Below are 12,288 nucleotides of genomic sequence, written 5' to 3' on the forward strand. Positions count from 1 at the left end.
TTCAGCTTGCTTTCATGATCGCGCGCATGATCTTTTCCTGGGAGGCTTCGGCCGTCGGCATCTCGGCGATGAAGCGGCCTTCGTTCATGACGTAGATCCGGTCCGTCATGCCCAGCAATTCCGGCATTTCCGAGGAAATCATGATGATGCATTTCCCTTCTGCCGCGAGCTGGGCCATCAGGGTGTAAATCTCGTACTTGGCGCCCACGTCGATGCCGCGCGTGGGCTCGTCGAGGATGAGCACTTCGGGACTGGTGAACAGCCATTTCCCGAGCACCACTTTCTGCTGGTTCCCGCCCGAGAGGTTGAGGACTTTCTGGCCGACGCTTGAGCACCGGATGCGGAGTTTTTCGCGGTAGCTCTGCGCGACCTGGTATTCGCGGCCGCTGTCGATGACGGAGGCACTTGAAACGCCCTTGAGGTTGGCCAGCGAGACGTTGAACTGGATGTCTTCGTTCAATATCAGCCCGTTGCCCTTGCGGTCTTCGGTCACATAGGCCAGACCATGGCGAACGGCTTTCTCTACCGTGCCGACATCAACAGGCTGGCCGTTCAGAAGGACCTGGCCGCTGATGCGGCGCCCCCACGAACGGCCAAAGATGCTCATGGCAAGTTCCGTGCGCCCCGCCCCCATCAGCCCGGCAATGCCGACGATTTCACCGCGCCGCACCTGCAGGCTGACGCCTTTGATGAATTTCCTGTCCGTGTGCAGCGGGTGGTAGACGTTCCAGTCGCGCACTTCAAACACGGTCTCGCCAATTTTCGGCTGGCGCGGCGGATATCGGTCAGCCATCTCGCGGCCCACCATGCCGCGAATGACGCGGTCTTCGCTGATGGCTTCGGCACGGCAGTCCAGTGTTTCGACGGTGCTGCCGTCGCGCAGGATGGTGATGGCGTCCGCCACGCGTGAAATTTCGTTGAGCTTGTGTGAAATAAGGATGCAGGTAATGCCCTGCCCCTTGAGTTCCAGCAACAGGTCCAGCAAGGCCTGGCTGTCGTTTTCGTTGAGGCTCGCCGTCGGCTCGTCAAGGATCAGCAACTTGACCTGCCTGGACAAGGCCTTGGCAATTTCCACCAGTTGCTGCTTGCCCACGCCGATGTCCGTGATCAGCGTGGCGGGCGATTCCTTGAGGCCCACTTTTTTCAGCAGGTCCTGCGTCTTGCTGTGCGCAGCCATCCAGTCGATCACGCCGCGCTGTGCAGTCTCGTTGCCGAGGAAAATGTTCTCGGCAATGGATAGCAGCGGCACCAGCGCCAGTTCCTGGTGGATGATGATGACGCCCAGCTGCTCGCTGTCGTGGATTCCGAGGAACTGGCGCTCCTGGCCTTCATAGACGATGTCCCCGCTGTAGGAGCCGTGCGGATAGACCCCCGAGAGCACTTTCATCAAGGTCGATTTTCCGGCGCCGTTTTCACCGACGATGGCATGAATCTCACCCGCGCGCACGCGCAGGTTGACCTTGTTCAGCGCGACCACCCCTGGGAAGGTTTTGCGGATGTCGCGCATCTCGAGAATCGTTTCCAATGCCTGTCCTTTGGTACAAAAATCGCTCCGACGGCGACTGACACCGATGGGCGTAAACAGTCCCGCGCCTCCCCGGCACGGGACCGTCGTGCTTTCACCCTTCAGCCGGGGTTACTTGATTTGTGACTCTTTGTAGTAACCGCTGCCAATCAGAACCTGGTTCCAGTTAGAGGCATCCACAGCCACCGGTTTGAGCAGGTAGGAGGGCACCACTTTCACGCCGTTGTTGTAGGTCTTGGTGTCATTGATCTCGGGCTGCTTGCCAGAGAGGGTGGCGTCCACCATGTTGGCCGTCACCTTGGCCAGCTCACGCGTGTCCTTGAACACCGTCGAGTACTGCTCGCCTTTCAGGATGGACTTGACCGAAGGAATTTCGGCGTCCTGCCCGCTGACCACCGGGCAAGGCTGCTGCGCCGTGCAGTAGCCGACACCTTTGAGCGAGGACAGAATGCCGATGGACAGGCCGTCATATGGCGACAGGACTGCGTGGACTTTTTCCTTGCCGTAGTAGGCCGAGAGCAGGTTGTCCATGCGTGCCTGGGCCACCGCACCGTCCCAGCGCAGCGTGCCGACCTTGTTCATGCCCATTTGCTTGCTGCGCACCACCAGCTTGCCGCTGTCGATGTAGGGCTTGAGCACGCTCATGGCACCGTCGTAGAAGAAAAATGCATTGTTGTCGTCCGGGGAGCCGCCGAAGAGTTCAATGTTGAAAGGGCCCTTGCCCTGCTTCAGGCCCAGCTTGTCGACGATGGAAGTAGCCTGCAGCACGCCAACCTGGAAGTTGTCGAAGGTGGCGTAGTAATCCACGTTCTTCGAACCCTTGATGAGACGGTCGTAGGCGATGACCTTGACACCCTTGTCGGCCGCGTTCTGCAACGCCTTGGACAGCGTGGTGCCGTCGATGGAGGCGATCACCAGCACCTTCGCGCCCTTGGTGATCATGTTCTCGATCTGGGCAAGCTGGTTCGGGATGTCGTCATCGGCATATTGCAGGTCGGTTTTGTAGCCGCGCTCCTTGAGTACCTTGACCATGTTGTCGCCGTCGGCGATCCAGCGGGCAGAGGATTTGGTGGGCATCGAAATGCCGATGCTGCCTTTGTCCTGCGCCTGGACTGACGGTGCAATACCGAGGGTTCCCAGCACGAGGCCGGCGAGCAGAGTCTGGAGAAATGTACGCTTCATGAAATAGTTTCCTTCTGGAGGTTTGAAAGAGCGCCCCAGTATCGAGGCGCCGGCCCGGATGCTGATCAGTATTTACGCTTGGGGAATTCCTTGGCGGCTACTTCCATCGGGAAAATACCCTCTTCGGTAACGATACGTTTCTGAACGGACTTGCCGGCCTTGATATCCTTGACTGCCGCCATCAGTTGCGGGCCCAGCAAGGGGCTGCACTCCACGGAGACGTTAAGCTTGCCGGCCATCATGGCTTCGAAAGCGCCCTTGACGGCATCGATCGAGATGATGGTGATGTCCTTGGCCGGCTTCATGCCAGCCTCTTCAATCGCCTGGATCGCACCGATAGCCATGTCGTCGTTGTGCGCGAAAAGCACATTGATCTTCTTGCCTTCGGCCTTGAGAAAGGCTTCCATCACTTCCTTGCCCTTGGCCCGGGTGAAATCACCCGTCTGCGAGCGGATGATTTTGAACTTCGGGTCGGCCTTGATGATTTCTTCAAATCCTTTTTTCCGGTCAATCGCCGGTGCGGAACCCACGGTTCCCTGCAACTCAACGATGTTGACCTGGCCGCTTGTACCCTTCATTTTTTCGACAAGCCAGCGGCCTGCCTTGCGGCCTTCCTCCACAAAGTCCGAGCCCATGAAGGAAACATACAGAGAGGTGTCTTTGACGTTCACGGAGCGGTCAGTCAGCACCACCGGAATTTTGGCGGCCTTGGCTTCACGCAAAACGGTTTCCCAGCCCGACTCGACCACGGGCGAGAACGCGATCACGTCCACCTTTTGGGCAATGAAGGAGCGAATCGCCTTGATCTGGTTTTCCTGCTTCTGCTGGGCATCGGAGAATTTGAGTTCGATACCCGCGTCCTTGGCGGCCGATTTGATGGATTCGGTATTGGCGGTGCGCCATTCGCTCTCTGCGCCGACCTGGCTAAAGCCCAGCACGATGGGCTTTTGTGCCCATGCTGAAACCGGCAACAGGCCGGCAAGGGGGGCGCAGGCGAGTGCGACGGCGAGGGTGCGGCGATGGATTTTCATTTTGTCTCCTTGGTTGAAATGGAACTGACAGCTCTCTGGTGATCTTCAATGGCTCAGGCTAGCACGTAACCGGTCTTGACGGTGGTGTAGAACTCGGCAGCGTAGCGGCCTTGTTCGCGTGAGCCGTAACTCGACCCCTTGCGCCCGCCGAACGGAACGTGGAAGTCGACACCCGCAGTAGGCAGGTTCACCATGGTCATGCCGACTTCTGCGTGACGCTTGAAGTGCATGGCGTGCTTGAGGGACGTCGTGCAGATGCCTGCACAGAGGCCGAAGGGGGTGTCGTTGGCCAGGGCCAGCGCGTGTTCAAAGTCATCGGCCTGCAACACACACGCTATGGGTCCAAAAATCTCTTCGCGCGCAATGCGGTGTTCCGGCCGGGCCAGGAAGAGCGCCGGATTCATGTAATGCCCCGGTGTCGGGCGCTCCAGCAATTCGCCACCCCAGACATGCTCGGCGCCCTCGTTGCGCCCTATGTCCAGATACGACTGGTTCTGTTCGAGCTGGCTGCGGTCAACCACCGGACCCATATCGATGCCCCGCTCCAGCGCGTGGCCCACCTTGAGCCCGGCAATGCGGTGGCGCAGGCGCGCAACGAATGCATCGTGTACAGGCGCTTCCACGATGAGCCGGCTTGACGCGGTGCAGCGCTGGCCGGTCGAAAAGTACGAGCCTTGCACGGCGCATTCGACGGCCTGGTCAAGATCGGCATCAGCCAGTATCACCAGCGGATTTTTGCCACCCATTTCAAGCTGCACTTTCGCGCGGCGCGCGGAAGCCGACTGAAGGATGCGTTCGCCGGTTGTCACCGAGCCCGTGAAGCTCAGCGCATTGACCAGGGGATGGTCGACCAGCGTTTGCCCGACTTCCCGGCCGCTTCCCATGACAAGGTTGAAGACGCCCGCAGGCAGCCCGCAGCGGCTGATGATTTCGGCCAGAGCCCAACCACAGGTGGGCACCAGCTCGGCCGGTTTGAAAATCACCGTGTTCCCATAGGCCAGTGCCGGCGCGATTTTCCAGGCCGGAATCGCCAACGGGAAATTCCATGGCGCGATGATTCCCACCACGCCGACAGGCTCACGCGTCACGTCGACCTGGATGCCGGGCCGGACCGATGCCATGGTCTCCCCCTGAACACGCAATGCTTCGCCTGCGAAAAACTTGAATATCTGGCCGGCCCGTGCCGCTTCGCCCACGCCTTCGGGCAAGGTTTTTCCTTCTTCCCGTGCCAGCAGCATGCCCAGCTCATCCTTGCGCGCCAGGATCTCGCTGCCGATCTGGTCAAGCACATCGGCCCGGCGTTGCGGCGTACTGTGGCTCCAGTGCGGCAATGCCTCGGCCGCGGCCCGGATCGCAAGTTCGGTCTGGTTGCGGTCGGCACGTGCGTACTCGCTGACCACCTCCCGGGTATCCGAGGGGTTGGTGCTGGTGCCGGTGGTGGTGCCGGTTTCCCAGCGCCCATTGATGTAATGCCGGGCGTTTTGTTGCAGTTCGCCGAATTTCATGAGAGTGAGAGCCTCGTCTTCATAGCGCTGCAGTCTAGAATTAATTTTGATATCAATCCAATCGTTTTTTTGACAAAATAGATATCGTTCTACGCATTCTGGAAAACCCGATGAGCACCTACAACCACTGGTTCATACGCGCACGGCTCAAAACACGGCAATTGCTGTTGCTGGTTGCACTGGCCGAAGAAGGCAATATTCATCGCGCAGCACAGGTTCTCAGCATGACCCAGCCGGCGGCGTCCAAGTTGCTCAAGGATCTGGAAGATGTCTTGGAGGTACAGCTTTTTGAGCGCTTGCCCCGCGGCATGCGGCCAACCTGGTATGGCGAAACCATGATCCGGCACGCGCGCATGGCACTGGCCAGCCTGAACCAGGCGCATGACGAGCTCACCGCCCTCAAAACCGGCCACTTCGGCCAGGTCGGCATCGGCGCCATCACGTCGCCGGGGCTGGCCTTGTTGCCGTCTGCGGTGGCCGTGGTCAAACAGGAGCACCCGAGCCTGCGCATTTCGCTGGACATCGAAACCAGCCCGGTACTGCTCGAGCGCCTGGAGCAGGGCAAGCTCGACATCCTGGTGGCACGCCTCTTTGCCGAACATGACAAGACCAATTTGCGCTATGAGCCCCTGGTCGAGGAGCCGGTGTGCGCCATGGCGAGGCCGGGGCACCCGCTGCTGGGTGTGTCTGGCCTCACCCTGCGCGACGTGGTGGCGGCCGCCTGGATTGTGCCGCCCGCGGGCAGTGTCCTGCGGCACCGGTTCGAGCTGATGTTCCGGGAGGATGGGCTTGCACCGCCGATCAACGTGGTGGAGTCTTCAGCCCTGCTTTTCATCACGCGCATGCTGCAGCAAAGCGACATGGTGGCCGTGGTCGCCGCCGATGTGGCGCGGTATTACGCCGCGCACGGTATCGTCTCGGTGCTGCCGCTGGACATGCCCTGCCACATGGACGCCTTCGGCATCATCACCCGTACCGACCGGCTGCCATCGCCAGCCGCCAAGGTCATGATGAAGGCCCTGAAGACTGCAAGTCTCACACTCTACGGGCGGAAACTCGAGATGGACTGAGAGCCCCAGCGGACTTAGGCCAGAGACACCGCGGAACCGGCTTTGCCGGGCCGCCAGTGTCGCCCCCTGAGGGGGGAGGCGCCGGAGGCGCTTCGGGGGGGAGGTCTACACCCAGCCGGCATCCACCGTGAACTCCTGCGCGGTGCACATGGCGGCGTCGTCGGATGCCAGGAACAGCACCATGCGCGCGATGTCGTGGGGCAGCAGCTTGTCGGGCAGGCACTGGTTACGCTGGAGCTCCTTCTCGCCTTCGGCATCCAGCCAGAGCTTGATCTGCCGCTCGGTCATGACCCAGCCCGGCGACACGGTGTTGATGCGGATGCGGTCCCGGCCCAGCGTTTTCGCGAGTCCACGCGTCAGGCCGTTCACCGACGATTTGGCGATGGCATAACAGGGGTAGCCTGCGCCCTTGCCTTGCCAGCCGGTGGAACCCAGGTTGATGATGGAGCCGGCACCGAGGCGTTGCATGCCCGGCACCACCGACTGGATTGCAAAAAAAGCGGGCCGTTCATTGATCGCGATGCGGTCATCGTAGTAGGCGGGCGTTACAGACTCCAGGCTGTGGCGGTCATCGCTGGCCACATTGTTGACCAGCACCGAGAAGTCGCCCAGCGCGCCTGCTGCGTCGGTGATTGCCGACTGCAGCGCGGCAACATCCCGCACATCGCAGGCGCGCCACCATGGGCGGGCGTGCCCCGCATCCGCCAGTTCCTGCGCAAGCGCTTCACTGGCCTCCTTCGCGACATCGATGAAGGCAACGCGCGCGCCCTGCTGCGCAAAGGCTGTCACGATGGCGGCGCCTATGCCGCTGCCTCCGCCGGTGACAAATACCGACCGCTTGTTCAGGCTGGGAAAGACGGAGAGGGTCTCGCTTGCGGGAGCGGCACGCATGGGGGCAGAGCTGGAAATGTTTGACATTGCAAGTTGTGTATCAATTAATATAAAAAGAATAAGTTTCCAACATCACTATGCATTGATATCATCCACCGCGTCAAGAGGCCACCGCACAGCCCCGCAATACGGAGACATTAGTGACATTGATTCCAGACACGCGCGCAGGCGTGTATCAGCAGCGGCTGGCCATGCCGGTCCCTGGCAAGGTGCATTGCGTCCATCCGGCGGGGGCCCTGCTGGGTGAGGGTACCTTGTGGTCGCCGCGGGAGCAATCCCTGTATTGGGTGGACATTCTTGGCTGTCGCCTGCACCGCTTTCACCCCGCTACCGGCGCGCGCAGCAGCTGGGCCTTTGACGAGGAAATTTCCGCGCTGGCCGAGCGGGCGCATGCGCCCGGTCTGATCGTGACCCTGCGGCGCGGCTTCGCGCTGTTTGACCCCGCTTTGGGCGGCGAACCACGCTACCTGCACCAACCCGAGGCTGCGTTGCCGGGCAATCGCTTCAACGATGGCAAGTGCGACAGGCAAGGCCGCTTTTGGGCGGGGACGATGGACTTTGACTGCGTGGCCCCCACCGGCTCGCTGTATCGCTATGACCCTGATGGCCGCTGCACGCGCCATGAAGAAGGTTTTGCGGTGACCAACGGCCCCACTTGGTCCGCCGACGGACGCACCCTGTATTTCAACGATACCGTCAATGGCCGCATCCATGCGTATGACTTCGACAGCGCGGCGGGAACCTTGTCAGGCAAGCGGCTGTGGCTGGCCTTTGCGGCCGGCGACGGCGTTCCCGACGGCATGACCACCGACGCCGACGGCCGCCTGTGGATTGCCCACTGGGGCGGTGCCTGCATCAGCTGCCATGACCCGGTCACTGCGCAGGAACTGTGCCGCGTGCCGCTGCCGACAAGCCATGTGACCAACTGCGCCTTTGGCGGGCCGGACATGCGCACGCTTTTTATCAGCACGGCACGCACCGGGCTCACGCCCGGGCAGCTCGCCGACCAGCCGCTGGCCGGCGGCCTGTTCGCAGTCGCGATCGACAGCCCAGGTGCGCCTGCCGGTTTGTTCGCCGGCTGATGCCACGGACAAAGCACCATCTACCTGCCCTCACCGTGAAAGACCTTCAATGACCGATTCCGCACATCCTGTAGTCTGGCTGCGCCATTCCGGCCAGCGCCTGGGACTGGTTCCCTCGCTCGGCGGCAGTGTGGCCGCCTGGCAGCTTGACCGTCCGCAAGGGCCGCTGGACCTCTGGCGGCCTTGGGACGGCAAAACGGACGATCTCTACCAGACCGCTTCATTTGCCATGGTGCCGTGGTCCAACCGTATCAGCGGCGGAGGCTTCACGCATGAGGGGCAATTCCACGCCATGCGTCCGAATCGCGCGGGCGAACCCTATCCCATTCATGGCGACGGCTGGCTGCAGCCGTGGCAGGTTTCGCAGCCGGCTGACGACACCCTGGTGATGACGCTGGTGTCGCACGGCTTCGACGGCAACCCGTACGACTACGAAGCCGTGCAGACCTTCCGGCTGGTCGAAGGCGGGCTGGACCAGCAGGTGCAGGTGCGCCACCTGGGCGTCAAGCCGCTGCCATATGGCTTGGGCGTGCATCCCTGGTTTCCCCGCACCCCGCAAACACGGATTACCGCGCCGGTGGAGGGCCTTTGGCTCTGCGGCGACGACCCGCTGCCGGTTGCGCACACGACCGACTTTCCGGCGGGCTGGGACCTGAACAAGGGTGCGCCGGCCAACGGCCCGCTCATCGACAACGGCTACACCGGCTGGGGCGGCAAGGCCTTCGTTGCCTGGCCCGAGCTGGGCCTGCAGGTCACGGCCAGCATGCCGGACTTTGCGCGTGACGGCGGTGCTGCGCAGCACTTCTGCCTGGTTTACCGCCCACCGCAAGGGCCCGCGTTTTGTTTTGAGCCCATCACGCAGCCTATCGATGCCTTTCATTTGCCAGGGCAGCCCGGCTTGCGTGTGCTGGGCCCAGGGGAACAGTTTTCGCTCAACATCCAGTGGCGCATCGAGCCCACTTCGGCGCAAGGCTGAACCGGGGGAAGCCTTTAAACCCGGCCTGTCAGGCGGCGGGCCGCTTCCAGTACCGGCTTGACATGGCGTTGGCTGTAACGGTTGCCGGGCATGGTCAGCGTCAGTGCGCCCGCCAGTGCGCCATCGGCCCCAAACACCGGGGCCGAAATGCCGGCCACCTCGGCCAGCCGGTCGCCCACAGCCGTGTAGTAACCCTGTTCTCGGATTTTGGCGTATAGCTGACGGTCTTTTTGGCCTCCAACCCTTAGCTGTCCTGCGCCGAATGCTATCAAAATGCGAGCGCCCGTGCCGCGGTCGGCGGGTAGCAGATCGCCGGCCTTGATGTGGTCGCGGATCGGGTGCGGCGAGTCCACGCGGTACAGGCACAGGCGGGCCGCGCCCTGGCGCACATGGTAGGCCGCGCTCTCGCCGGTGGCCGCAACCAGCTCACGCAGCACCGGCAGCACCACGCGGTCCAGCGAAAACGAGGCGGCGTACACACCATGCAGGCGCGCCACCTCGGCGCCCAGCGCGTAGCGGCCGTCGCCGAGTTTCTGGACCAGTCGCGCGTGTTCCAGCGAAGCCAGCAGCCGCAGCACCGTGCTCTTGTAAAGCCGCGTGCGCTCCGCCAACTCGCTCAGGCCCAGTGAGGCGTCGCCCGCCCTGAAGGCCGACAGCAGCGACAGGGCGCGGTCCACTGCCGCGGCACCGCCGGGAGCGGCATGGGCGTCTGCAACGGATTCGGTCTGGGCTTTGCGCGGCATGGCTCGATCTCCTGGGCTTTCGTGTCGATTGCCTGCTTGACAGTGCCGGCAACCTGCTTCATCATTTCATTAGAAAGAATATAGTTCTATCTTACAGAATATCGGGAATGATGCAAAACACCCAGCCCAGCCAGGTGCTGCTCAGCGAAGTCGGCCCACGCGATGGTCTTCAAAGCGTTTCCCGCACGATGGCGACCGCCGACAAATTGCGCTGGATCACCGCCCTGCACGCGGCCGGCCTTCGCGAGATTGAAGTGGGTTCGTTTGTTCCCGCCAGGTTGCTGCCGCAAATGGCCGATGTGGCGGAGGTGGTACGGCACGCGCTCACCTTGCCCGGCCTCACCGTGATGGCGCTGGTGCCCAACCGCCGCGGCGCTGAAGCAGCGCTGCAGGCCGGCGTGCACAAGCTGACCATGCCGGTGTCGGCCAGCGCGGCGCATTCGCTGGCCAATGTGCGCAAGACGCGCGAAGAGATGGTCGAAGAGGTGCGGGCCATTGCCGGCCTGCGCCGTAAGCTTGCACCACAGGTAAAACTCGAGGCCGCCATCTCCACGGCTTTCGGCTGCACGCTGCAGGGCGTAGTGCCTGAGGACGACGTGATCCGCCTGGCCGCGCAATGTGTTGCCGCCGGCGCGGATGAGTCGGGTTTGTCGGACACGGTCGGCTATGCCAACCCCGCGCAGGTGCGCCGCCTCTTCAGGCGCCTGCGCGCCGAGCTTGGCGACAAGGCAGGCGCCGCGCACATGCACAACACGCGCGGACTGGGCTTGGCCAACTGCCTGGCTGCGTATGAAGAGGGCGTGCGCACCTTCGATGCTTCGCTGGGCGGCCTGGGTGGCTGCCCCTATGCACCGGGCGCGTCAGGCAATGTGGTCACTGAAGACCTGGTTTTCATGTTTGAGGCCATGGGTATTTCCACGGGAGCGGATCTCGTCAAGTTGATGGCTGCGCGCGAGCCGCTCAAGGCCGGATTGCCGGGCGAACCGCTTTATGGCATGACACCCGAGGCGGGCCTCCCCAAAGATTTTGTACAAGGACGTTTGCATGCCTGAAGCCAGCGTATCCGGCGAACAAAGCCTGCCCTATGCAGGGCTGCGTGTCGTCGAATTCACCCATATGGTCATGGGGCCGACCTGCGGCATGCTGCTGGCCGACCTGGGGGCCGAGGTCATCAAGGTCGAGCCGATCTCGGGGGACAACACCCGCAAGCTGCTCGGCTCCGGTGCGGGATTTTTCCCCCTGTTCAATCGCAACAAAAAAAGCATCGCCGTCGACCTGCAGACCCCCGAGGGCCGCGAGCTGGTGCTCAAGCTGGTTGCCACCGCCGACATCGTGAGCGAAAACTTCAAGCCCGGCACCATGAAGAAGCTTGGCCTGGATTACGCCAGCCTCTCGCAGCTCAACGAGCGCTTGATCTATGTAAGCCACAAAGGCTTTTTGCCCGGCCCTTACGACCATCGCACCGCCCTCGATGAAGTGGTGCAGATGATGGGCGGCCTGGCCTACATGACGGGCCGCGCCGGCGACCCGCTGCGCGCCGGCAGCAGTGTCAACGACATCATGGGCGGCATGTTCGGCGCCATCGGCGCCATGGCCGCGCTGGCCGCGCGAGAGAAGACGGGCAAGGGCCAGGAAGTGCAGGCCGCGCTGTTTGAAAACAATGTTTTCCTGGTCGCCCAGCACATGATGCAGTTCGCGGTGACGGGGCAGCCTGCCGCGCCCATGCCGAGCCGCATTTCGGCCTGGGCGATTTACGACGTGTTCACGGTCAGGGACGGCGAGCAGATTTTCCTGGCAGTGGTCAGCGACACGCAGTGGGCCATTTTTTGCGGGGCTTTTGGGCTGCAAGACCTGCGGGCCGACGCACGGCTGCTGACCAACAACGACCGGGTACTTGCGCGCGAGTGGCTGATGCCCCTGCTGCGTTCGCACCTGGCGGAGCACAGCGCGGCTGAACTGGGCGCCGTGTTCGAAAAACATGCACTGCCGTTTGCGCCCATCACGCGGCCGCAGGATCTGTTTGACGACCCGCATCTCAAGGCCACGGGCGGGCTGGCGCCCATCACCTTGACCGACGGCGCCCGCACCGGGCAAACAAGCGCCACCGTCCTGCTGCCGCTGACCCTGGGCGGCAAACGTCCCGGGGTGCGCCTGAACCCGCCCAGGCTGGGCGAGCACACGCGCGAACTGCTGCGGGAGCTCGGTTATGACGACGACGCCATCCAGGCTCTGCAAGCCAACCGGGTGACGCGCTGAGTTTTGTTGCTATAAAAAATGTAGCTG

Annotated in this window: 11 protein-coding genes; 5 read left to right on the forward strand and 6 right to left on the reverse strand. The window is 62.5% G+C overall.

What is annotated here, in order from left to right; translation table 11 throughout:
* Nucleotide 1: 1 nt before the first annotated feature.
* From mmsA to AC1DVV_RS21565, 4 genes are all read right to left on the reverse strand, one after another.
* Nucleotides 2–1,507 carry a multiple monosaccharide ABC transporter ATP-binding protein gene (mmsA, locus tag AC1DVV_RS21550; protein WP_457282452.1) on the reverse strand — a complete coding sequence of 502 codons (1,506 nt, stop codon included), beginning with the start codon at nucleotides 1,505–1,507 and terminating at the stop codon, nucleotides 2–4.
* A 129-nt stretch (nucleotides 1,508–1,636) separates the two neighbouring features.
* On the reverse strand, nucleotides 1,637–2,707 hold the full coding sequence (gene chvE, locus AC1DVV_RS21555; protein ID WP_457282346.1) for a multiple monosaccharide ABC transporter substrate-binding protein: 1,071 nt from the start codon (nucleotides 2,705–2,707) through the stop codon (nucleotides 1,637–1,639).
* 65 nt (nucleotides 2,708–2,772) lie between these two features.
* The gene (locus AC1DVV_RS21560; RefSeq protein WP_457282347.1) at nucleotides 2,773–3,738 is read right to left on the reverse strand and encodes an ABC transporter substrate-binding protein; all 966 of its coding nucleotides are present in this window, start codon (nucleotides 3,736–3,738) and stop codon (nucleotides 2,773–2,775) included.
* A gap of 53 nt (nucleotides 3,739–3,791) precedes the next feature.
* The gene (locus AC1DVV_RS21565) at nucleotides 3,792–5,243 is read right to left on the reverse strand and encodes an aldehyde dehydrogenase family protein (protein WP_457282348.1); all 1,452 of its coding nucleotides are present in this window, start codon (nucleotides 5,241–5,243) and stop codon (nucleotides 3,792–3,794) included.
* Between the two features lie 110 nt (nucleotides 5,244–5,353).
* Here AC1DVV_RS21565 and AC1DVV_RS21570 point away from each other — a divergent pair, with 110 nt between their 5' ends.
* Nucleotides 5,354–6,313 carry a LysR family transcriptional regulator gene (locus tag AC1DVV_RS21570; RefSeq protein WP_457282349.1) on the forward strand — a complete coding sequence of 320 codons (960 nt, stop codon included), beginning with the start codon at nucleotides 5,354–5,356 and terminating at the stop codon, nucleotides 6,311–6,313.
* A gap of 105 nt (nucleotides 6,314–6,418) precedes the next feature.
* Here the strand turns inward: AC1DVV_RS21570 and AC1DVV_RS21575 are convergent, their stop codons facing one another.
* The gene (locus AC1DVV_RS21575; protein ID WP_477690201.1) at nucleotides 6,419–7,204 is read right to left on the reverse strand and encodes an SDR family NAD(P)-dependent oxidoreductase; all 786 of its coding nucleotides are present in this window, start codon (nucleotides 7,202–7,204) and stop codon (nucleotides 6,419–6,421) included.
* A 191-nt stretch (nucleotides 7,205–7,395) separates the two neighbouring features.
* Here AC1DVV_RS21575 and AC1DVV_RS21580 point away from each other — a divergent pair, with 191 nt between their 5' ends.
* Together AC1DVV_RS21580 and AC1DVV_RS21585 are read left to right on the forward strand one after the other, a co-directional pair.
* Nucleotides 7,396–8,286, forward strand: a complete 891-nt coding sequence (locus AC1DVV_RS21580) for an SMP-30/gluconolactonase/LRE family protein (protein WP_477690236.1) — start codon at nucleotides 7,396–7,398, stop codon at nucleotides 8,284–8,286.
* 49 nt (nucleotides 8,287–8,335) lie between these two features.
* Nucleotides 8,336–9,262 carry an aldose 1-epimerase gene (locus tag AC1DVV_RS21585; protein WP_477701591.1) on the forward strand — a complete coding sequence of 309 codons (927 nt, stop codon included), beginning with the start codon at nucleotides 8,336–8,338 and terminating at the stop codon, nucleotides 9,260–9,262.
* A 14-nt stretch (nucleotides 9,263–9,276) separates the two neighbouring features.
* Here the strand turns inward: AC1DVV_RS21585 and AC1DVV_RS21590 are convergent, their stop codons facing one another.
* Complete coding sequence (locus AC1DVV_RS21590) at nucleotides 9,277–10,005, reverse strand: IclR family transcriptional regulator (protein WP_457282352.1); 729 nt, start codon at nucleotides 10,003–10,005, stop codon at nucleotides 9,277–9,279.
* A 107-nt stretch (nucleotides 10,006–10,112) separates the two neighbouring features.
* Between AC1DVV_RS21590 and AC1DVV_RS21595 the strand changes: the two genes are divergently transcribed.
* Both AC1DVV_RS21595 and AC1DVV_RS21600 read left to right on the forward strand, forming a co-directional pair.
* Nucleotides 10,113–11,057 carry a hydroxymethylglutaryl-CoA lyase gene (locus AC1DVV_RS21595; RefSeq protein ID WP_477701592.1) on the forward strand — a complete coding sequence of 315 codons (945 nt, stop codon included), beginning with the start codon at nucleotides 10,113–10,115 and terminating at the stop codon, nucleotides 11,055–11,057.
* Complete coding sequence (locus tag AC1DVV_RS21600; RefSeq protein WP_477701593.1) at nucleotides 11,050–12,261, forward strand: CaiB/BaiF CoA transferase family protein; 1,212 nt, start codon at nucleotides 11,050–11,052, stop codon at nucleotides 12,259–12,261. Before AC1DVV_RS21595 ends, AC1DVV_RS21600 begins: the two co-directional genes overlap by 8 nt.
* Nucleotides 12,262–12,288 lie beyond the last annotated feature (27 nt).

This window comes from Polaromonas sp. P3_B4 (assembly GCF_056402835.1).

What these genes read in the sequence shown, in the direction of transcription:
- AC1DVV_RS21580 (WP_477690236.1), top strand. Translation starts at nt 7,396, where the DNA reads ATGCCGGTCCCTGGCAAGGTGCATTGCGTCCATCCGGCGGGGGCCCTG.
- AC1DVV_RS21595 (WP_477701592.1), top strand. Translation starts at nt 10,113, where the DNA reads ATGATGCAAAACACCCAGCCCAGCCAGGTGCTGCTCAGCGAAGTCGGC.
- AC1DVV_RS21575 (WP_477690201.1), bottom strand. Translation starts at nt 7,204, where the DNA reads ATGCGTGCCGCTCCCGCAAGCGAGACCCTCTCCGTCTTTCCCAGCCTG.
- mmsA (WP_457282452.1), bottom strand. Translation starts at nt 1,507, where the DNA reads ATGCGCGACATCCGCAAAACCTTCCCAGGGGTGGTCGCGCTGAACAAG.
- AC1DVV_RS21565 (WP_457282348.1), bottom strand. Translation starts at nt 5,243, where the DNA reads ATGAAATTCGGCGAACTGCAACAAAACGCCCGGCATTACATCAATGGG.
- chvE (WP_457282346.1), bottom strand. Translation starts at nt 2,707, where the DNA reads ATGAAGCGTACATTTCTCCAGACTCTGCTCGCCGGCCTCGTGCTGGGA.
- AC1DVV_RS21590 (WP_457282352.1), bottom strand. Translation starts at nt 10,005, where the DNA reads ATGCCGCGCAAAGCCCAGACCGAATCCGTTGCAGACGCCCATGCCGCT.
- AC1DVV_RS21560 (WP_457282347.1), bottom strand. Translation starts at nt 3,738, where the DNA reads ATGAAAATCCATCGCCGCACCCTCGCCGTCGCACTCGCCTGCGCCCCC.
- AC1DVV_RS21570 (WP_457282349.1), top strand. Translation starts at nt 5,354, where the DNA reads ATGAGCACCTACAACCACTGGTTCATACGCGCACGGCTCAAAACACGG.
- AC1DVV_RS21585 (WP_477701591.1), top strand. Translation starts at nt 8,336, where the DNA reads ATGACCGATTCCGCACATCCTGTAGTCTGGCTGCGCCATTCCGGCCAG.
- AC1DVV_RS21600 (WP_477701593.1), top strand. Translation starts at nt 11,050, where the DNA reads ATGCCTGAAGCCAGCGTATCCGGCGAACAAAGCCTGCCCTATGCAGGG.